The 17,734-nt window shown below is 74.4% G+C and carries 17 protein-coding genes; 12 read left to right on the top strand and 5 right to left on the bottom strand.

Annotated elements, in window-relative coordinates; translation table 11 throughout:
* The first annotated feature begins 70 nt into the window (after nt 1-70).
* Together LDL48_RS00445 and LDL48_RS00440 are read left to right on the top strand one after the other, a co-directional pair.
* On the top strand, nt 71-1,063 hold the full coding sequence (locus tag LDL48_RS00445; protein ID WP_225252907.1) for a BtrH N-terminal domain-containing protein: 993 nt from the start codon (nt 71-73) through the stop codon (nt 1,061-1,063).
* 143 nt (nt 1,064-1,206) lie between these two features.
* Nucleotides 1,207-1,980, top strand: a complete 774-nt coding sequence (locus LDL48_RS00440; RefSeq protein WP_225252906.1) for a hypothetical protein — start codon at nt 1,207-1,209, stop codon at nt 1,978-1,980.
* Here the strand turns inward: LDL48_RS00440 and LDL48_RS00435 are convergent.
* The gene (locus LDL48_RS00435) at nt 1,958-2,248 is read right to left on the bottom strand and encodes an acyl carrier protein (protein WP_225252905.1); all 291 of its coding nucleotides are present in this window, start codon (nt 2,246-2,248) and stop codon (nt 1,958-1,960) included. The two genes, LDL48_RS00440 and LDL48_RS00435, sit on opposite strands and share 23 nt — an antisense overlap.
* 69 nt (nt 2,249-2,317) lie before the next feature.
* Here LDL48_RS00435 and LDL48_RS00430 point away from each other — a divergent pair, with 69 nt between their 5' ends.
* On the top strand, nt 2,318-3,970 hold the full coding sequence (locus LDL48_RS00430; RefSeq protein ID WP_225252904.1) for an AMP-binding protein: 1,653 nt from the start codon (nt 2,318-2,320) through the stop codon (nt 3,968-3,970).
* An 8-nt stretch (nt 3,971-3,978) separates the two neighbouring features.
* Here LDL48_RS00430 and LDL48_RS00425 read toward each other — a convergent pair whose 3' ends face one another.
* On the bottom strand, nt 3,979-5,571 hold the full coding sequence (locus tag LDL48_RS00425; protein ID WP_225252903.1) for a carbamoyltransferase C-terminal domain-containing protein: 1,593 nt from the start codon (nt 5,569-5,571) through the stop codon (nt 3,979-3,981).
* 117 nt (nt 5,572-5,688) lie between these two features.
* On the opposite strand from LDL48_RS00425, the gene LDL48_RS00420 reads away from it, so the two are divergent.
* The 9 genes from LDL48_RS00420 (at nt 5,689) to LDL48_RS00380 (ending at nt 14,737) form a co-directional block, all read left to right on the top strand.
* A complete protein-coding gene (locus LDL48_RS00420; protein WP_225252902.1) occupies nt 5,689-6,741 on the top strand; it encodes a TRM11 family SAM-dependent methyltransferase in 1,053 nt (350 codons plus the stop codon).
* Between the two features lie 75 nt (nt 6,742-6,816).
* Nucleotides 6,817-7,734 (top strand): glycosyltransferase family 2 protein, encoded by a 918-nt coding sequence (locus tag LDL48_RS00415; RefSeq protein WP_225252901.1) that lies wholly within the window; start codon nt 6,817-6,819, stop codon nt 7,732-7,734.
* Nucleotides 7,735-7,751: 17 nt separating this feature from the next.
* The gene (locus tag LDL48_RS00410) at nt 7,752-8,732 is read left to right on the top strand and encodes a radical SAM protein (RefSeq protein WP_225252900.1); all 981 of its coding nucleotides are present in this window, start codon (nt 7,752-7,754) and stop codon (nt 8,730-8,732) included.
* Nucleotides 8,729-9,730, top strand: a complete 1,002-nt coding sequence (locus LDL48_RS00405; RefSeq protein WP_225252899.1) for a radical SAM protein — start codon at nt 8,729-8,731, stop codon at nt 9,728-9,730. The genes LDL48_RS00410 and LDL48_RS00405 overlap by 4 nt, the downstream gene beginning before the upstream one ends.
* On the top strand, nt 9,711-10,736 hold the full coding sequence (locus LDL48_RS00400; protein WP_225252898.1) for a radical SAM protein: 1,026 nt from the start codon (nt 9,711-9,713) through the stop codon (nt 10,734-10,736). The genes LDL48_RS00405 and LDL48_RS00400 overlap by 20 nt, the downstream gene beginning before the upstream one ends.
* Complete coding sequence (locus LDL48_RS00395; RefSeq protein ID WP_225252897.1) at nt 10,733-11,881, top strand: glycosyltransferase family 2 protein; 1,149 nt, start codon at nt 10,733-10,735, stop codon at nt 11,879-11,881. Before LDL48_RS00400 ends, LDL48_RS00395 begins: the two co-directional genes overlap by 4 nt.
* Complete coding sequence (locus LDL48_RS00390; RefSeq protein ID WP_225252896.1) at nt 11,799-12,746, top strand: DUF362 domain-containing protein; 948 nt, start codon at nt 11,799-11,801, stop codon at nt 12,744-12,746. The genes LDL48_RS00395 and LDL48_RS00390 overlap by 83 nt, the downstream gene beginning before the upstream one ends.
* A gap of 3 nt (nt 12,747-12,749) precedes the next feature.
* Nucleotides 12,750-13,835: a radical SAM protein gene (locus LDL48_RS00385; RefSeq protein WP_225252895.1), complete on the top strand. Its 1,086-nt coding sequence runs from the start codon at nt 12,750-12,752 to the stop codon at nt 13,833-13,835.
* Nucleotides 13,832-14,737, top strand: a complete 906-nt coding sequence (locus LDL48_RS00380; protein WP_225252894.1) for a glycosyltransferase family 2 protein — start codon at nt 13,832-13,834, stop codon at nt 14,735-14,737. Before LDL48_RS00385 ends, LDL48_RS00380 begins: the two co-directional genes overlap by 4 nt.
* Here the strand turns inward: LDL48_RS00380 and LDL48_RS00375 are convergent.
* From LDL48_RS00375 to LDL48_RS00365, 3 genes are read right to left on the bottom strand one after another with little or no spacing between them, the layout of a single operon-like run.
* A complete protein-coding gene (locus LDL48_RS00375; RefSeq protein WP_225253310.1) occupies nt 14,711-15,688 on the bottom strand; it encodes an NAD-dependent epimerase/dehydratase family protein in 978 nt (325 codons plus the stop codon). The genes LDL48_RS00380 and LDL48_RS00375 overlap by 27 nt on opposite strands.
* A gap of 2 nt (nt 15,689-15,690) precedes the next feature.
* Nucleotides 15,691-16,548, bottom strand: coding sequence for an HAD hydrolase family protein (locus LDL48_RS00370; protein WP_225252893.1), 858 nt, complete (start codon nt 16,546-16,548; stop codon nt 15,691-15,693).
* Between the two features lie 7 nt (nt 16,549-16,555).
* The gene (locus LDL48_RS00365; protein ID WP_225252892.1) at nt 16,556-17,731 is read right to left on the bottom strand and encodes a glycosyltransferase family 4 protein; all 1,176 of its coding nucleotides are present in this window, start codon (nt 17,729-17,731) and stop codon (nt 16,556-16,558) included.
* Nucleotides 17,732-17,734 lie beyond the last annotated feature (3 nt).

The raw sequence follows: 17,734 nt of genomic DNA, 5'->3' as shown, positions 1-17,734 counted from the left end.
TTGAGTGCGGGTGCCGCATCCGACGACACTCTACGGACATCGACCGGCGACACTGAAGGACGGAGCAACGGTGATCCTCGAGGAGATCGACGGATTCGCCGACACCTATCTCGACTGCGTCACCAACACCTACACGCGGCAGCTCCGGCACGCCGGGCTCTGGCCGCTGGTTCTCGGTGACGACTGGGGACACTGGTACTCGCCCGGCCTCGAACCGTGGCCGCTGGCCGGATGGTGGGGGGTCGGCCGGCCGCCGGAACAGGCGCTGACCGACTGGTACGGCATCGCCCCCCGGCTGACCCGTCACCGGAGCGCCGCTCAGGTGTGGGCGCACGTCGACCGGGTGCTGGCCGACGGGCGCCTGCCGGCCGTGGTGCTCGACGTGCACCACTATCCCCGCTCCCCGTACGCCGGGCGGCACCACTACCCCCACCGGGTGGTGATCGCCGCCCGGGACGACGCGACGGCGCTCGTGCTGGACGGGAGCGGACCGGGCCGGGTCGCCGCCCGGTTCCCCCTGACCACGCTGGAGACGGCGATGGCGGAACCGGAGCTCGCCGACGGCGCCTGGGGGTACGACGCCCGCCGGCTGACCATCGACCTGCCGGATCCGGACCCGGACCGTCGCGACCTCCCGGATGCCGCCCTGCGGGCCCGGCTGGACGCGAACGTCCGGCGGTACCGGGCCGGGACGGGGCTGGCCGGGCCGGCCGCGGTGGAACGCTTCCACGACGACCTCGCCGCCTACCTCGGCGGACCGGAACCGGCCGGCGACCTGCTGCCGGCCGGGGTGGTCACGTTCGGCACGCTGACCACCGGCCGCAAGCTGAACGCCATGTTCGTGGCACACGCCGGGGACCGGCTGGGCATCGACCTTACGACCGTCGCGACCCAGCTGCACACCAGCGCCTACCGGTGGAACGTCCTGCTGCACCGGTTCATGCTCGGGCACCGGCAGGGCCAGCCGGTCGGCGCGCTGGTGCGGGGGTTCGTGCCCCGGCTGCGGCAGATCACCGACCTGGAGACGGCCGCGTTCGAGGAACTGCACCGCCGGATGCGGTAGTCCCTGGTGATCCACTGACACCCCGGCCGGGGGACCACAAATGCGGCGATTAACCGGTTCCACCACGTGTTGACGGGTCTCGATCATTCTGCGACTCTCGCACTGGCGATCCGGGCGATCGAGCAATCGGGGGATGCTGCAGCATGGACAGCCAGAATCAGCTCATACCTGCGCGCCGTACGCCGCCCGGACCGGGCGGCGCCGCGCTGGAGGTCAACGAAACCCTGGCGGAGACGCGGCGGTTGCTCGCCTACGCCAGACACGAACTCGGCGAGGTGCACACGCTGGCGCAGGCGGTGCTCACGGTGCGGCGCACGGACGCCATGGAGAAGGTGCTCTCCGACGCGCTGCGGGTCTGCCAGCTCCTGGAGCGCGAGCAGTTCGAGTTGAAGCAGGACGCCGCCGAGGCGCATCTGCGCACCCAGCGGCGGGCCGGCGAACTGCTGACGGCGCGCGCGAAGCACCGCGGCGGCCGGCCCAGAACCGCTTCCACGGGGGAAGGGGTTGTCGTTCCGCGCCCGCCCACGCTGCGGGAACTCGGCATCGAGGTGCACGAGTCGCACCGGTGGCAGCGGGTGGCCGGCATACCGGCCGCGACGTTCGAGGAGTTCGTCCGCCGGTGCCGGGAGGAGCGGCGGGAGATCACCGCGTCCGCCGCGCTCGCCCTCGCCCGGCGGCTGCTCGAGGCGGAGGACCGCGCCGAGGCCCGTACCCAGCCGCCGGCCGGGGCGGAGACGGCCCGCGGGGAGTACTACCGGAGCCGGCTCTACATCGGCAATCTGATCCGGCTCGATCCCCGCGCCCTGGTCACCGACCTGCGGGGCGAGGAACGCCGGCAGGCCCTCGCCGAACTGGACCAGCTGCAGCAGTGGCTCGCCGGGTTCTCCGCCGCGCTCAAGCGGGCCGGAGTGTCCTGACGACCTCCCGCCAGAGGTCCGCGGCGGACGGTCCGGGCGGGGCGCCGAGCAGGGTGGCCGGTATCTCGACCCCGAACGTCTCCTCCACGTCGTAGACGATGCCCACCAGGTCCAGGGAGTCCAGGCCCTGCGCGGCCAGCGGGGCGTGCGGGTCGATCGGCGCCGCCGGGTCGGCCCGCGTGCAGTACCGGCGCAGGACGGCCTCGAAGCGTTCGTCCCAGTCGGGCGCGGGCTCGGGTTCGGCGTGGTGCGGCGCTCCTGTGCTCACGCCCGGAACGCTATAAGCTCCAGCGGCGTACCGCATCGTTTGTCGCAGAGGTGGCCCGTGGTCCCTGAAATGGCACCGTCCACCGTGGACATCGTCCCGGACGACTACCGCCGGGCACTGCGCGCCGGCACCGGGCACGACCCGGATTCGGTTCTGCTGTTCCTCGACGACGGGACCGACGTCACCCGGCGCCGGATCGGCGCCCTCGCCGACGACTGCCGGACCCTGCTCCGCGACCACGGCGTGGCCTCCGGCGACGTGGTGGTGCTGGAGTTCGACGGCCGGGCGTGGCCGCTGTTCGTGGGGGCGTACCTCGGATGCCACCTGGCCGGCGTGGTCCCCGCCCTGGTCACCGCGGGCGGCGGCGACGACCGCCGGCAGGCACTGCTGGACCGGCTCCCGGTGCGGTGCCTGGTTCGCGGGCACCCCGGCGGGAGCGGCTACCAGGTGGCCGAGGTGTCCCCGCCGGACCGGGCCCGGCCGGCCGGCGACGTGCTGGAGTATCTGGTCTCCTCCGGCACGACCGGCGAGCCGGCCGTCGTCGCCGTCACCGCGGCGGCCCGGATGGCGGCCACCGGCCGCCCCGGCGGCGAACCCCGCGGGCCGGTCGCGCTCACCGCGCCGCCGGGCACCACCGCCGCACACACCGCCCTGGTGGACGCGCTCCTGGGCCGGTCCGGCGGGCTGGCCTGCTGCACCACCTGGTCGCCGTCCGGATTCGCCGCCCTGGCCGAACGCGCCGGGGCCGGCGCGGTCCTGCTCGCACCGGCGCTGGCGGCACAGCTGCTCGCCCTGCCGGAGGCGGACCTGCGACGACTGCGCGGCGTCCGGGTGCTGCGCCTCGGCATGGCACCGGCCGCCGCGGACCTGGTCGAGGACGTCGCCGACCGGCTGCCCTGGCTCACCGTGCTCAACGTCTACACCACCAGCGAGGCCTGGCCGGCCGGCACGGTGATGCGGTACGGCCGCGACGACCCCCGATCGGTGGGCCGGGCGTTGGCCGGCACCCGGATCCGGATCCTCGGCGCGGACGGCCGACCGGTGCCGGCCGGCACGCCGGGGGCGATTCAGCTGGCGTACGCCCCGGACGGCCCGGTGACCCGGTGGGTGGACACCGCGGACGTCGGCCGGCTCGAGGCCGACGGCACCCTGGTGTTCGAACGCCGGGACGCCGACCTGGTCAGCGCGGGCGGTGCCGTGGTGTCGCTGGCCGCCGTGGAGATGGCGGCACTGGCCTCGGGACTGGCCGTCGACGCCGGAGCGGCCGTCGTCGAACGGGCGCCGGGTGACCGGCTCGCGGTCGCCGTGGTGTGGCGGGGCGAGGCGAGGGACGAGGAGCTGCGCCGGCACCTGCGGGACCGGCTCGGCGCGGCGGCCACCCCGGCCGTCGTCCTCGGCGTGGCCGAGGTGCCCCGGGACGGGCAGGGCAAGCTGCGCCGCGCCGACATCGCCCGCCGGGCCGAGGATCTGGTCCGGGCGGCGCCGGCCACCGGGGAGGACCCGGTCGCCGGCACGGTGCGGGAGATCTGGACCGAACTGCTGGGCCGCCCGGCGATCGGGCCGGACGACGACTTCTTCGCGCTCGGTGCCGACTCCCTGCTCACCGTGCTGTGCAACTCCCTGGTCGAGGAGCGGCTGGGCGTGATGCTGCCGCTGTCGGTGCACTACGACCGGCCACGGTTCGCCGAGTTCACCGAGGCGGTCCGGGCGAGCCGGCCCTGAGCCGGGCTTTACCGGCGCCGGATCAGCCGGTCCGCCAGCACCAGGAAGTCGAGGCCCAGCCCGACGAACGTACGGACCGCGTCGGCGGCGGTGTCCACGATGGGCTCCGCCGCACCGTTGAACGACGTGTTGACCAGGACCGGGGCGACACCGGCCGAGCCCAGACCGGCGAGCAGGCTCTCCACCACCGGCGCGTGGCCGGTCGGGACGGTCTGCGGCCGGGTGGTGCCGTCGACGTGGGTGGCGGCGGGCAGCTCGCGCCGGCCCGCCGCGGAGACGACCGCCGAACCGACCATGTACAGCTCCCGCCGCCCCTGGCCGGGCCAGAACCGCGGCGCGTGGCCGGCGTCGGCCACCGGCGCCAGCGGCCGCCACGGCTCCCGGCCCTTGATGGTGTTGATCCGGTCCCGGACGGCCGCCGGGCGCGGCAGCGCGATGATCGAGCGGTGGCCCAGGGCCCGCGGCCCGATCTCGGCGCGCCCCTCGGCCACCGCGCCGATCCGGCCCGCGAGCAGCAGGTCGACGACCGCCTCCGGAGCGAACGGGCGGACCGTGAACCCGGACTCCGGCAGGTCCGGCACGTCCCCCGGTGCGATGTCGGTGCCGAGGTAGGGCGTGATCGGCTCGGCGGCCGGCCGCGGCGGGCGGACCGTCCAGGCGGCACCGAGCGCCACCCCGGCGTCGTGCGGGAACGGCGGCACGTAGAGCGGTTCCGGGAGGCGGCCGTTCGCCACGCAGTTGAGGGCGACCCCGCCGGCGAGGCAGATCGCCGGCTCGCCGGTCAGGCACCTCGTCTCGGTGTAGAGCGCCCGGATCGCCTCCTCGGTGGTCCGCTGGGCACTCGCCGCCACCCGCACCGCCACCGGGTCCTGGTCCAGGTCCGCCGGTGCCCGGGTGACCTTGCCGAAACGGTCGGCCAGATGGTCCCGCCACCGGCCGGTGAAGTCGCCGTAGGAGAGGTCGGCCGGCCAGTCGAACAGCGGGCTGCCGTCGCCGACCAGGTCCCCGACCGGGAGCAGGGCGCTGTCGTGCCCGTCGCCGTACGCGGCCAGTCCCATCGTCTTGCCGGCGTTGAGGTCGCCCAGGCCCACCACGTGCGTGGCCGCCTCGTACATCGCGCCCAGCGAGAAGGCCCGCGGCCAGTGGCGCTTGCGGGCCAGCCCGCCGGGGCCGGCGGCGTACACCGAGATCGCGTCCCGCTCGCCGGCGCCGTCCACCACCAGCACACCCGCACGGGTGAAGCCGGAGGCGTGGAAGGCGGACGCGGCGTGCGCCAGGTGATGGTCGACGAACGCGAGGGCGGGCTTCCGCGCCCCGGCGGCGGCGCGGCCGAACAGCGCAACGTACAGCTCGTCCCGGTCCGCGTCGGTCCACGGCAGCAGCTGCGGCAGGTCCCACCCGATCACCACGGTGTCCAGGTCCGGCCAGTCGATCCCGGCGCGGTCCAGGCAGAACCGGGCGGCCCGGACCGGGTACGCGCCCCAGGCGTGCTTCACCCGGGTGAACCGTTCCTCCTCGGCCAGGGCCCACAGCCGCCCGTCGCCGTCCACCAGGGCGGCGGCGCCGTCGTGCCATTTCCAGTTGATGCCCAAGGTCCACATGGGTAGCCCTTCCGCAGCCGGGCCCCATGGTCCCCAACCGCCGAGGGCCGGGCACGTCACGAGAAGAGGGGACGGCCGGCGCGGCGGCCCGCACGGTCCGTGAAATACTGCCGCGATATGGCGCGCTACGGGTTGTTGATCCTGCCGGCCACCAACCGGGTCTACGCCGAGTCCTCGGTCGACCTGACGAGGGCCGAGCTGGCGCTGTTCAGCCGGTCGGTGCTGGGCGGGCGGATCGGTGAGTCGGACGTGGCGACCATCGGCGGCGCCCGCTACGTCACCTTCGAGGCGGACCGGCTGGACGAGCGGGACACGGCGTTGCTGGGCAACCTGTCGTCGGTCTACGCGCTGTTCGAGTTCGTCGGTGATCTGCTGCGGCCGGTGGAGCTGCGGCGGCTGGACCGGTTCGACGACGACCTGATCACCATCCAGAAGTACTCCGGCAAGACCAACGAACAGTTCACCAAGCTGCTGCTCAACGCGACGCTGCTCGCCTCGGACCGGGCCGGTGAGATGCTGGAACGCCGGTTCCGCGTGCTCGATCCGCTGTGCGGCCGGGGCACCACGCTGAACCAGGCGCTGATGTACGGCTTCGACGCCGCCGGGGTGGACGTCGACCAGAAGGACTTCGAGGCGTACCAGGCGTTCATCACCACCTGGCTGAAGCGCAAGCGGATCAAGCACCGGGTGCTGGAGTCCGGCCCGGTGCGGCGCGAACGGCGGGTGGTGGGCCGCCGCCTGCGCGTCGAACTCGCCCCCTCGAAGGAGGAGTACCGGTCCGGCGACGTCCTCCAGCTGGACGTGGTGAACGCCGACACCACCCGGGCGGGTGAGTTCTTCCGGCCGGCCACGATCGACCTGGTGGTGGCGGACGCCCCGTACGGCGTGCAGCACGGCAGCCGGACCGAGGCGAAGGGCCTGTCCCGGGATCCGCTGGCGTTGCTGGCGGCCGGTGCGCCGGTGTGGGCGCGGCTGCTGCGGCCGGGCGGTGCGCTCGGCATCTCCTGGAACACCTACGTGGCCAGCCGGGACGACGCCGCCAAGGTGCTGACCGACGCCGGCCTGGAGGTCATGGACGACGGGCCGTACCTGAACCTGCGGCACCGGGTGGACCAGGCGATCATCCGGGACGTCCTGGTGGCCCGCAAACCCGCATCGGGCAGGCACTGAGACCGACTGTCACGTCTATTGGGGACGTGCGCCGGGCGCACCGGTGACCGGATCGTGGCCACCGAGGGGGTGTCCATGGCACGCGCCAGCCACGACGTCACGGTCTTCGTTCCGGCCCGCAACGAACAACGCACCCTGGCCCGCTGCCTCGCCGCCGTCGCCGCGTCGACCGTCCGGCCGGCCCGGGTGGTGGTGCTGGACGACCGCTCCACCGACCGCACCGCGCGGATCGCCCGCGCCGCCGGCGCCGAGGTGGTCCAGGTGCCCGGCGCCGGTGGCCTCGGCGTCGCCCGCAGCCTCGCCCTGGACAGTTGCACGACCCGCTACCTCGCCTTCCTCAACGCCGACTGCTATCCGGAGCCGGACTGGCTGGACACCCTGCTGCCCGTGCTGGCCGACGGCGCGGCGGTGGCCGGCGGACGGCAGGAGGAACTGCGGGCGGAGACGCTGGCCGAGCGCTGGAAGGCGGTTCACCTCCGGCAGGACCGCGGTACCACCGATCTCGACGACCCCGATCACCTCTCCGGCGGCAACCTGCTGCTGGATGTGACCCGGCTGGCCGGCGTCCGGTTCGACCCGCGCTACACGATCGCGTACGAGGACGTGGACTTCTGCCGCCGGCTGCGCGCGGCCGGCGGCCGGTTGGCGTACCGCCCGGCCGCCGTGGTCTGGCACGACCATCGCGAGACGCTGCGCACCCTGCCCCGCAAGGTGTGGTCCTACGGCGCGTTCAGCCATGCCGTGAACGCCGGTTCCCCGGGGGTCGGCCCGGTACGCGCGGCGCTGCGAATGCACCGGCGCCCGCACGACCAGATCCGCACCGCGATCGGCGCGGACCTGCGCGCCCGGCGTCCGGCGTTCCTCGCGGTAGACCTCTTTCTGCTCATCGCATCGGTGAGCCTGTTCGTCGTGCACGGCCGCGGATCGACCGCCGCACCAGCGGCGGGCCCCGCGGCGCCCACCGACCGGCCATCTCGGGAGGAACGCCAGTGAGCAGCTACCCACGGGTCATGATTTTCCCGATCACCATGACCTGCAACAGCAAGTGCCGCAGCTGCGGCATCTGGCGGCTGCCCGAGACGGCGAAGGAGCACTCCGGCGCCGATCTGCTGACCCGGGTGGCCGGCGACGAGTTCCTGCGCGCGCACGTGGAGTCGGTCAACCTCAGCGGCGGCGAACCGTTCATCCACCCCCGGATCGCGGCGCTGACCAGCGAGATGATCAGCGGGTACGCCAACCTGCGGGAGATCTGCATCAACACCGACGGCCACCTGCGCCCGCAGATCGAGGCGACGCTGGAGCAGGTGCTGCCGCAGTGCCGGGACCGCGGCGTCAAGCTCCGGGTGTACATCTCGCTCGACGGACTCGGCCAGGCCCACGACCGGCACCGCCGCCACCCGGGCGCGTTCGAACGGGCCGACGAGGCGCTGCGGTTCCTGGGCGAGGCGACCGGACGGTGGCCCGACACCCTGCGGGTCACCGCCAGCTTCACCATCACCGACCGCAACGCCGACCAGATCCTCCCGGTCCTGCACTACGTGCGCGCGCTCGGCGTACGGGTGGACTACAACCTGGCCGCCCGGCCCGAGGTCTTCATCGGGGGAGCGGGGCTGGAGCGCCGCTTCCAGGTCACCGACGAGCAGTTCGAGATCGTCCGGTCGGCGATCAGCGAGGTGTGCCGCTACCCGGAGAGCATCAACTTCTCCAGCCGCTTCTACGCCACCATGCTGGAGACGCTGCGCACCGGCCGGCGCAGCCGCGGCTGCTTCTTCCCGGACAAGGGCTTCGTGCTGATGCCGGACGGCAAGACCTACATCTGCGGCACGTTCCTGGACTTCTACATCGGTGACCTGCTCACCGACGACTTCGAGACGATCTGGCGCGGGGCCCGGCGCAAGAGCTGCCAGGACACCCTCATCCCGGGCAAGTGCGAGTCCTGCTTCTCCAACTCCTACGAGGACTGGGATCTCGCCGTGGGAGCGCTGGTGTGACCGTCGCCGAGCAGGCCGAGCGGACCCCGGCCGGGGCGCGGCGGGCCCGCGGCATCCTGATCGCGTCGCTGGCCAGCGCCTGCGGATGCGACTGCGTGTTCTGCGGCCTGCCGGACAGCCGCCCGCACACGGTGCTGCCGGCCGGCGCCCTGCGCACCGCGCTGGCCCGGCCGCCGGGCCAGGCCGACCGGTGGGAGGAGGTCAACCTCACCGGCGGCGACCCGCTCGTCATCCCCGCCGCCCGCCGGCTCTTTCCGGTGCTCGCCGCCGCCCGGTCCCGGTTCGAGCGGCTGAGCGTGAGCACCGCCGGCGTCCCGGTGACGGCGGCGCTGACCGGCCTGTCCGAGCTGTGCGGCCACCTCGGCGGCACACCGCTGGACCTCTACGTGTCGCTGGACGGCGTCGGCGAGGTGCACGACCGGGTGCGCCGCCGGCCGGGCGCGTTCGCCGACGTCTCCCGGTTCCTCGCCGAGGCCCGCCGCCATCCCGGGGTGGCGGTCGCGCTCACCTGCGTCATCAACAAGCTCAACGTGTCGGCGCTGGACGAGCTGGCCGACCACGCCGCCGAACTGGCCCTGCCGGTCTCGTACGCCGTGGTGAACCGGTCCGACCACTACATCAACAGCCTGCCGCTCTACCGCGACGTGCGGCTGGACGCCGAGCAGTCCGCCCGCGCCGCGGACTTCCTCACCCGGCGCAGCACCCAGCGGCTGGACACCGATCTGCGGCGGGTGCTGCGGGGCGAACCGCGCACCGTGCCCTGCCGCCTGCTGCACAAGGGCGTGCTGCTCACCTCGGACGGCACCACCGCGATCTGCGGCACCAGCCAGCGGATGGTCCTCGGCGGACCGCTGCCGGCCGACGGTACGGCCCAGGCGTGGGACGAGGCGCTGGCCCGCCGCCCGCAGCTACTCGCCGAGGGCGCGGCCGAGACGTGCCGGACCTGCACCACGAACTGCTACGCGTGGAGGAACTCGGATGGCCCTGCCCCACGCTGACCCCGCGGTCGGCTGGCCCGAAGTGGCCGTCGTACCGGTGACGTACCTCTGCAACGCCAACTGCGACATGTGCGCCCTCGGCGACCTGAACCAGCGGGACCAGCTCTCCGACGACCACCTCGCGGAGATCTTCGGGCACCCGTCGGTGGCGGGCACCCTGCGGGCGATCAACTTCACCGGCGGGGAACCCACCCTGCGCAAGGACCTGCCGCAGCTCGTCGCGCGGCTGGTGGACTGCTGCCCGCGCCTGGAGAGCTTCTCGCTCAACTCCAACGGCATGCTGCGGCCGAGCTTCGCGCGGATCCGCGGTGTCATCGACGTGGCCCGGGACCGGGGCAAGAAGCTCTACCTGTTCATCAGCCTGGACGGGGTGGGCGACCTGCACGACGAGATCCGCGGCGTGCCCGGCGCCTTCGCCCGCACCGTGGCCACGATCGACGCGATCCGCGCGCTGGACCGCCCGTCCACCGAGCTGAGCCTGGGCGTGTCCGCCACCGCCACCTGGAAGAACATCGACCACCTGGACGACGTCCTGCGGTTCGCCGTGGACCGGGACATCGCCGTCTCGTTCACCTTCCCGATGCAGACCGACGTCTACATGAACAACGCCGACCGGGTCGAACGGTTCAGCGCGGACCGGGAGATGGTGGACCGGTTCATCGCGTTCCTGGACACGCTGGAACCGCACGCCGGCCGGATCAGCCCGCCGCTGTCCTTCTACCGCAGCCTGCAGGCCACGCTGCGCGGCGAGCGCCGCAGCGCACCGTGCATCTTCCAGCGCGGCGGGTTCTTCCTCGAGCCGAACGGCGACGTACGACCCTGCTGGCGCTCGTCCGACCTGCTGTTCGGGTCGCTGACCGAGGAGTCGTTCGAGCAGATCTGGCACGGTGAGCGCCGGCTGCGGATCGTGCAGACCATCGAGGAACGCTTCTGCTCCAGCTGTCCCAGCCCTTGCTACGTCGGCTTCGGCTCACCGCTGCTCGGACCACCCGGACCGCGCCCATGAGCGGACCGACCGGCGTGAGCGTGGTGGTGATCTGCCGCGACGAGGCCCGCTACATCGACGGCTGCCTGACCGCGATCGGCCGGGCGGCCGCGGCCCGCACGGTGCCGGTCGAGGTGCTGGTGGTGGACGGCGCCTCCGCCGACGACACGGTGCACCGGGCCGGCACCTGGTCCCGGCGCACCGGCGCGCCGGTCCCGGTCCGGGTGGTCCGATGCCACCGGCCCGGGTACGGCCACCAGCGCAACGCCGGCGTCGCCGCCGCCCGGTACCCCTGGGTGGCGTTCCTCAGCGCCGACGTCCGGGTCGGCCCGGACTGGCTGACCGAGGTGGCGGCCGCCGTGGAGCAGCCGGTCGACCTGGTGCTGGGGCGGTTCGACCTGGTGACGCCGCCCGGCCGCCGGCCCTGGCTGGCCACGCTCGTCCCGACGCTGTACCCGACGTGCGACGACGGGGTGGTGGCCCGGTGCAGCACGGTGCATCTCGTGGCGCGCCGCGCGGCCCTGCCGCCCGGCCCGTTCGACGAGGACCTCGCGGCGTGCGAGGACAAGGAGCTGGCGTACCGGCTGCGCCGCTCCGGCCGGTTCCGCGGCGCGACCACGCTCGGCCACCGCCCGGCGCACCTGGCCCGGGAGGGCGTCGGGGCGTTCCTGACCAAGGTGGCCGCGGAGGCCCGGGCGCTGGGGCAGCTCGACCGGCGTACCCGTGGTGCCTTTCCCGACTGCTTCGGGTGGCGGCGCCGGGCCTTCCGGACGGCCGGCGTGACGGCGATCGCCGCCGTCGCCGTGGCGGCCCGGCCGCGTTCCCGGTTCGTGCCGGTGCTCGCGGCGACGGCCGTGCTGGCCACCGGCGGCCGGCACGCGACCGGTTGGCGGCGGCGGGACCCGGACCGGCCGGTCCTGCCGCAGGCGGCGCTGCACGCCGCCGCGATGCTGACGATCTCGGCCGGCTACCTCACCGGCCGGTTCGCCCCGCGCACTGCCCGCCGGTCCGCGAACCGCCGACGCGCTGGAGGCACCGATGCTCCCCGAGAAGGTCTACTCGATACCGGCGCAGATCTCCGCGGTGAGCCGCGGGGCGACCCTGCTGCGCCGGTTCCGCGACCTGCTGGCGGAGATCCGGCCGGAGCGGGCGTTCGGGCCGCGTGACAAGATCGCCGTCAAGCTGCACGTCGGCGACGCGGACAGCTACACCACCGTGCACCCGCAGTTCGTCCGGGCGCTGGTGGAGCGCTTCGACGCCTCGGACGCGTTCGTGTACGTGGTGGACGAGCACCGCGCCGCCCGCAGCGCCTGGAAGCGCGGCTACAGCAGGGAGACGCTCGGCGCGCCGGTCTACCCGATCTCCGGCGTGGTGGACCGGTATCTGGAGGAACGCCGGGTCGACGACTCGCCGTACTTCGACGCGATCCAGGTCGCCGGCATGGTCGCGCACGCCGACGGGCTGATCGTCGTCTCGCACGCGAAGGGTCACGCCTCCTGCGGCTTCGGCGCGTCGATCAAGAACATCGGGATCGGTTGCGTGGCACAGAGCACCCGCAACCACATCCACACGTTCGAGGGGCACGACGGCTGGCGGCACGAGGTCGTGGAGTCCGCCGCCGTGCCGCACGAGGCGCTGTCCGCCGGGGTGGCGCGCGGGCGGTACTTCTCCGCCGCGCTGGCCCGCTCCGCGCACGAGGTGCTGCGCGGCCTGCCCGCCGAGAAGGTGCTCTGTCTCAACGTCGCGCTCAACGTCCACCCCTACTGCGACTGCTGGGGCCTGTCCTCGCCGGCCTTCGTCCCGGACATCGGGCTGTTCCTCGGCAACGATCCGGCCGACGTCGACGAGGCGACCCTGCTGGCGGTCCAGGAGGCGCCGTTCCTGCCGGCGGCGCTGCCGGAGTTCCTGCCCCCGGCCGCGGCGGCGGAGACGGAGTCGGGGCACCGGCTGGAGCGGATGCACGGCAAGAACCCGTGGTACGCGATCGAGGAGTTCCGCCGCCTGCGTGCGGGCCCACCGGAGAGGGAGTGAACCGTGGACACGGTGATGAGGCGGATCCGGGAGCACCCGGAGGAGTTCCGCCAGGCGTACCGGGAGCTGCGCCCGATCGGCGCGCTGGAGCTGGAGGTGCGGCTGGACTGGCGATGCAACGCCAAGTGCAAATTCTGCGGCGTGTGGAAGTACGACCGGGCGGGCATGCTGCCGGTCGAGCGGTGGCGGGAGATCTTCACCGACCTGGCCGCGGCCGGCCTGGCCCACGTGCTGTTCACCGGCGGCGAACCGATGCTGTACCCGGACTTCCTGGACATCATCCAGCACGTGGACGGTCTCGGCGTGGGCACCGCCATCATCACCAACGGCAGCATGCTGGACGAGACCCGGGTGGCCCGGCTGGCCACGCTGACCGGGCTACGCCAGATCACGGTGTCGCTGGACAGCGCCGACCCGGTGGTGCACGACGAGGTCCGCAAGATGCGCGGCCTGTTCCAGCGGGCCACCCGCGGCATGGCGCTGCTGCGGTTGCGCGCGCCGCACGTCCGGCTGGTGGTCAACACGGTGGTGTCCGCGTCCACCGCGCACACCGTCCGGGACCTGCTGACGCTGCCGGTGCTCCCGGACCACCTGCGGGTGTTCCCGGTCGGCCTGGACATGCGCTGGCTCCGCTCGCTGTCCGGCCGCGAGGACAACGACTGGGGCCCGTGGGCGGAGGAGGCGAAGGGCGAGAAGTTGTCCGCCGACTCGCTGGCCGACGTGCGCCGGGCGCTCGCCGACCTGGCCGAGCGTGCCCGGGCGGCCGGGGTCACGCTGGAACTGGACCGGCTGCGCCACGACGGCCCGTTCACCGGCGACTGCGTGGTGCCGATGGGCCACTTCGTGATCCAGCCGGACGGCGACGTGTACCCGTGCTGCCACGTACAGGACCGGCCGAACCGGATCGGCTCGCTCGCCGAGACGTCGGTGGCCGACCTGCTGGGCGGCGAGGGTTACCAGGACACCCTGCGCCGGCTGCGCCCGGCCCGCCTGCCGTCCTGCGGTGCGTGCTCCCGTTACCGCGACTTCAACGAGGCGGTGGGGCCGGTCCTGCTGGGCATTCCGGTCCGGCCGGGTGAGCGGGCGTGACGCACGCCGCCGGGGTCACGGTCATCGTCCCCACGTTCGAGGCGTGGCCGATCGCGCACCGCACGCTCGCCGCGGTCGCCGCGGACTGCCGGGCCTCCGGCCGGCCGTGGGAGGTGCTGGCCGTCGACAACGAGAGCGGGCCCGGCTTCCGGCGGGCGGCGCGCGGGTTCGCCGCCGCGCACCCCGGCGTGCGCTTCGTCTTCCGCACCGGGCTCGGCGGCCGCAACTTCCAGCCCGGCGCGGCCCGCAACATCGGCATCGAGCAGGCCCGCCATCCGTGCCTGGTGTTCCTGGACGCGGACTGCGTGCCCTCGACCGGGCTGATTCCGGCCTACGCGGCGGCCGTGGCCCGCTCCCACCACACGGTCTTCCTCGGCCACCGGGTGTTCGTCGACCCGGCCGGGCTGGCGGCCGCCGACGTCGCCGCGGACCGCCGCCTGCTCGACCGCCTGCCGCCGGTCCGGTCCACCTCCAACTACGGGCTGGACGTGGAACGGCGACTGCCCGAGCTGCACGCGCTCGCCGCGCACGACCGTCCCTACGACCTGATGTACGCCAGCGACATGGCCATGCACCGCAGCTGCCTCGGCGACGAGCGGTTCGAAGCGGTGTTCGACGGCCGCTGGGGTTACGAGGACATCGAGCTGGGCTACCGGCTGCACCGCCTCGGCCGGTCGTTCGCCTACCTGCCGGACGCGCACGTGTACCACCAGGAAGGCGGCTCGCTGAGCCCGGACGAACGCGCGCGGGGGAGGCGCCGCAACTTCGCCATCGCCGAGGAGATGATCGACGGCTTCGGCCCCTACCGCCACGGCAACGCCCGGGCGGGCGCCCACCCCGAGCGGGACACCGGCGCCGCCGGCCCGGGACGCCGGTCAGCCGCCGGCCGCGGCGGCGGGTAGTCCCCGGACCTCCGCCACCAGCCGGGCCACCCCGTCGGCCAGCCGCAGCCGGGGCCGCCAGCCGAGGTGGGTACCCGCGGCCGTGATGTCCAGGCACACCCGCCGCGCCTCGCCCGGTGGCGCGGCCCGGTGCTCGACCGGCGGTTCCCGGCCGGCGCCGGCCGCCCCGGCGACGATCCGCAGCAGCCGCAGCACGCTGGTCTCCACCCCGGTGCCGATGTTGAGGAACGTGCCGTCGCCCCGGTCGCAGGCCGACTCGAAGGCCCGCGCCACGTCGGTGACGTGGACGAAGTCCCGGGTCTGCCGGCCGTCGCCGTGCAGCACCGGCCGGTGCCCGGCGAGCAACGCGAACACGAACCCGCCGACGACGTTGGCCGGGCGGCCGCCGTCCAGGCGCGGGCCGTACACGTTGCCCAGCGCCAGGCTGGTGAAGCGCAGGCCGTGCAGGCGCTCGTGCAGGCGCAGGTACCGGTCCGCCGTCGCCTTGCTCAACCCGTACGGGCTCTCCGGGCGGTGGGCGGTCTGTTCCGTGGCGCGCGCCAGGCGCGGCGGCAGCGAGCCGTACACCGTCCCGCCGCTGGAGGCGAAGACCACCTTGCGGACGGCGGCGCGGGTCGCGGCGGTCAGCACGTTGAGCGTGCCGAGGACGTTCACCTCCGCGTCCAGCAGCGGATCGCGGACCGAGGCGGCCACCGAGGGCTGGGCGGCGAGGTGGATGACGACCTCCGGGTCCCACGCCGCGACCCGGTGCGGCAGTTGCCGGTCCCGGATGTCGCCGACCAGCACGTCGTCCGTCCGCAGCCCGAGCTGGATCGCGGGTTCCAGGTTCGCCCGGGTCCCGGTGACGAAGCTGTCCAGCACACCGACCCGGGCGCCGGCCGCGCACAGCCGGAGGACGACGTGACCGCCCAGGTAGCCGGCGCCGCCGGTCACCAGCACCCGTGGCGCCATCGTCACCCGCTCCGCCGTACCGGCTCCGGTGCCGGCCCGGCGAGCATCCGGTCCAGGTACCGGGCCACGCCGTCGTCCTGGTTGGACGAGGTCACCGTGGTGATCCGGGCCAGGACGGCGGGATGGGCGTTGGCCACCGCGACCCCGGCACCGGACCACTCCATCATGGACAGGTCGCAGGGCATGTCGCCGAAGGCGGTCACCCGGGCGGCCGGGATGCCGGCCGCGGCCGCCAGCCGGGACACCGCGGCGGCCTTCGTCACGCCCGCTCCGGTCATCTCCAGGACGCCCGGGCAGCGGGTGGTGCCGACCTCGACCACCCCGTCCAGCGCGGTTCCGACGGCGGCCAGCAGGTCGTCCGGGTCCTCGTCCCGGACCTTCGCCAGGAACTTGCACACCGGCCGGCGGATCAGGGCGGTCAGGCCGATCCGCCGCGACCACGGCGTGCGCGGGTCCAGCGGATAGGCCGGCTCGTACATCAGCCATCGCCCGCCGTCGACCTCGGCCGCGAACACCACGTCCGGGAACAGGTGCCGCAGCCGGTCGACCGCTTCGGCCAGCGCGGCCGGCGCGACGGCGGCCCGGGCGAGGACCCGGTCGGCGTCCGGGTCGTAACAGGCCGCGCCGTTGACGCAGACGACGAGTCCGGGTGCGCGGAGGTACCGCAGCGCCGCCGGCAGCGTGCGCACCGGGCGGCCGGTGACGACCAGGAAACCGATCCCGGCGGCGGCCAGCCGGTCGAGCGTGCGGCGGGTGGCCGGGCTGACCGTGCCGTCGTCGCGCAGCAGGGTGCCGTCGAGGTCACAGGCCACCAGCTGCCCGCCGGGCAGGAACGGGGTCGTGTCGCGTTCCGGGACCATCCCCGCGTCAGGCCCTTCCGGCCGGTGCCGCCGCGCGGCGCGCCGGCGGCCGGGTCGCGATCCGGCCGTAGGCGGCACAGAGCCGGGCGGCGACCGGGGCGGCGGCGAACCGGCCGGCGGCGTGGCGGGCGCGCAGGCCGGTCGCCGCCAGGCCGGCGGTGTCGCGGGTGTGCTCGGTCAGCGCGTCCGCGAGCGCGTCCGGGTCGCCGGGCGGCACCAGGAACCCGGTCCGGCCCGGCGAGATCATCTCCGGGAAGCCACTCCCGGTGGTGGCCAGGACCGGGCGGCCCCGGGCCATCGCCTCCAGGCCCGCGTAGGCGAAGTTCTCGTACAGCGAGGGCAGCACCACCAGATGCGCGCGGTCGATCAGCGCGGCGACGGCGGCCGGCGGACGGGACGGCAGGAACCGGCAGCGGTCGCCGTGCGGACCGAGGATCTCGCGCATCCGGTCCCGCATCGACCGGCCCGCCCATCTGGTGTCCGCCCCGGCGAACGTGAGCCGGGCGGCCGGTTCGGCGGACAGCCACCGCCGCGCCGCGGCGGCGAGCGTGAGCACGCCCTTGCGGTACTCCAGGCGGCCCAGATAGAGCACCCGCGCCGGCCGCGGCGGCATCGGTGCGCAGGCCGGCGGGATCGGCACCGGATTGGGGATCACCACCGGCGGGCTGATCGGCCCCCACAGGTTCCGGGCCTCCCCGGCCAGCCACCGTGACGGGCTGGTCACCAGCGCGGAGCCGCGCACCTGACGCTCCTCCAGGGCGCACCGCTCGGCGTCGTCGCGGTAGATGCGCCGCCCCTCGTTGCGCGCCAGCAGCGTCGCCAGCGGGGTGTGCAGGCGGGTGGTCACGGGCACGTCCACGGCGGACAGTTCCGCCGCGACGCCACCGAACTCGGCGGCCTCCATCACGTCGATCCGGCCGCCCTCCGCGCGGAACCGGTCGAAGCGGGCGGCGAACGCCCGGGCCGCCTGCCCCGCGGGGAGCCCGCCCACCGGCACCGGGATCACGGTGAGCCGGTCCTGCGGTCGCCGTACCCGCCGGGCCCGTCCGGTCGCGGCGAACACCACCACATGGTGGCCGGCGGACACGGCCGCGCCGGCCAGCACCCGGCAGTACGTGCCGATGCCCCCGCCGGCCTCGTCCGCGTACCACTCGGGAGTCATCAGTCCAAGCCGCAGCGGCATGCG

The organism is Jidongwangia harbinensis (genome assembly GCF_020216025.1).
Taxonomy (GTDB): domain Bacteria; phylum Actinomycetota; class Actinomycetes; order Mycobacteriales; family Micromonosporaceae; genus Actinoplanes; species Actinoplanes harbinensis.
Note: the sequence above shows the minus strand (reverse complement) of the source record. Positions and strands in the feature narration are given on the sequence as shown.

Excerpts from the sequence above, each read along its gene's own strand:
- LDL48_RS00375 (WP_225253310.1), bottom strand. The coding sequence starts at position 15,688 with ATGGCGCCACGGGTGCTGGTGACCGGCGGCGCCGGCTACCTGGGCGGT.
- LDL48_RS00370 (WP_225252893.1), bottom strand. The coding sequence starts at position 16,548 with ATGGTCCCGGAACGCGACACGACCCCGTTCCTGCCCGGCGGGCAGCTG.
- LDL48_RS00420 (WP_225252902.1), top strand. The coding sequence starts at position 5,689 with ATGGCGCGCTACGGGTTGTTGATCCTGCCGGCCACCAACCGGGTCTAC.
- LDL48_RS00415 (WP_225252901.1), top strand. The coding sequence starts at position 6,817 with ATGGCACGCGCCAGCCACGACGTCACGGTCTTCGTTCCGGCCCGCAAC.
- LDL48_RS00430 (WP_225252904.1), top strand. The coding sequence starts at position 2,318 with ATGGCACCGTCCACCGTGGACATCGTCCCGGACGACTACCGCCGGGCA.
- LDL48_RS00400 (WP_225252898.1), top strand. The coding sequence starts at position 9,711 with ATGGCCCTGCCCCACGCTGACCCCGCGGTCGGCTGGCCCGAAGTGGCC.
- LDL48_RS00440 (WP_225252906.1), top strand. The coding sequence starts at position 1,207 with ATGGACAGCCAGAATCAGCTCATACCTGCGCGCCGTACGCCGCCCGGA.
- LDL48_RS00425 (WP_225252903.1), bottom strand. The coding sequence starts at position 5,571 with ATGTGGACCTTGGGCATCAACTGGAAATGGCACGACGGCGCCGCCGCC.
- LDL48_RS00395 (WP_225252897.1), top strand. The coding sequence starts at position 10,733 with ATGAGCGGACCGACCGGCGTGAGCGTGGTGGTGATCTGCCGCGACGAG.
- LDL48_RS00410 (WP_225252900.1), top strand. The coding sequence starts at position 7,752 with ATGATTTTCCCGATCACCATGACCTGCAACAGCAAGTGCCGCAGCTGC.
- LDL48_RS00365 (WP_225252892.1), bottom strand. The coding sequence starts at position 17,731 with ATGCCGCTGCGGCTTGGACTGATGACTCCCGAGTGGTACGCGGACGAG.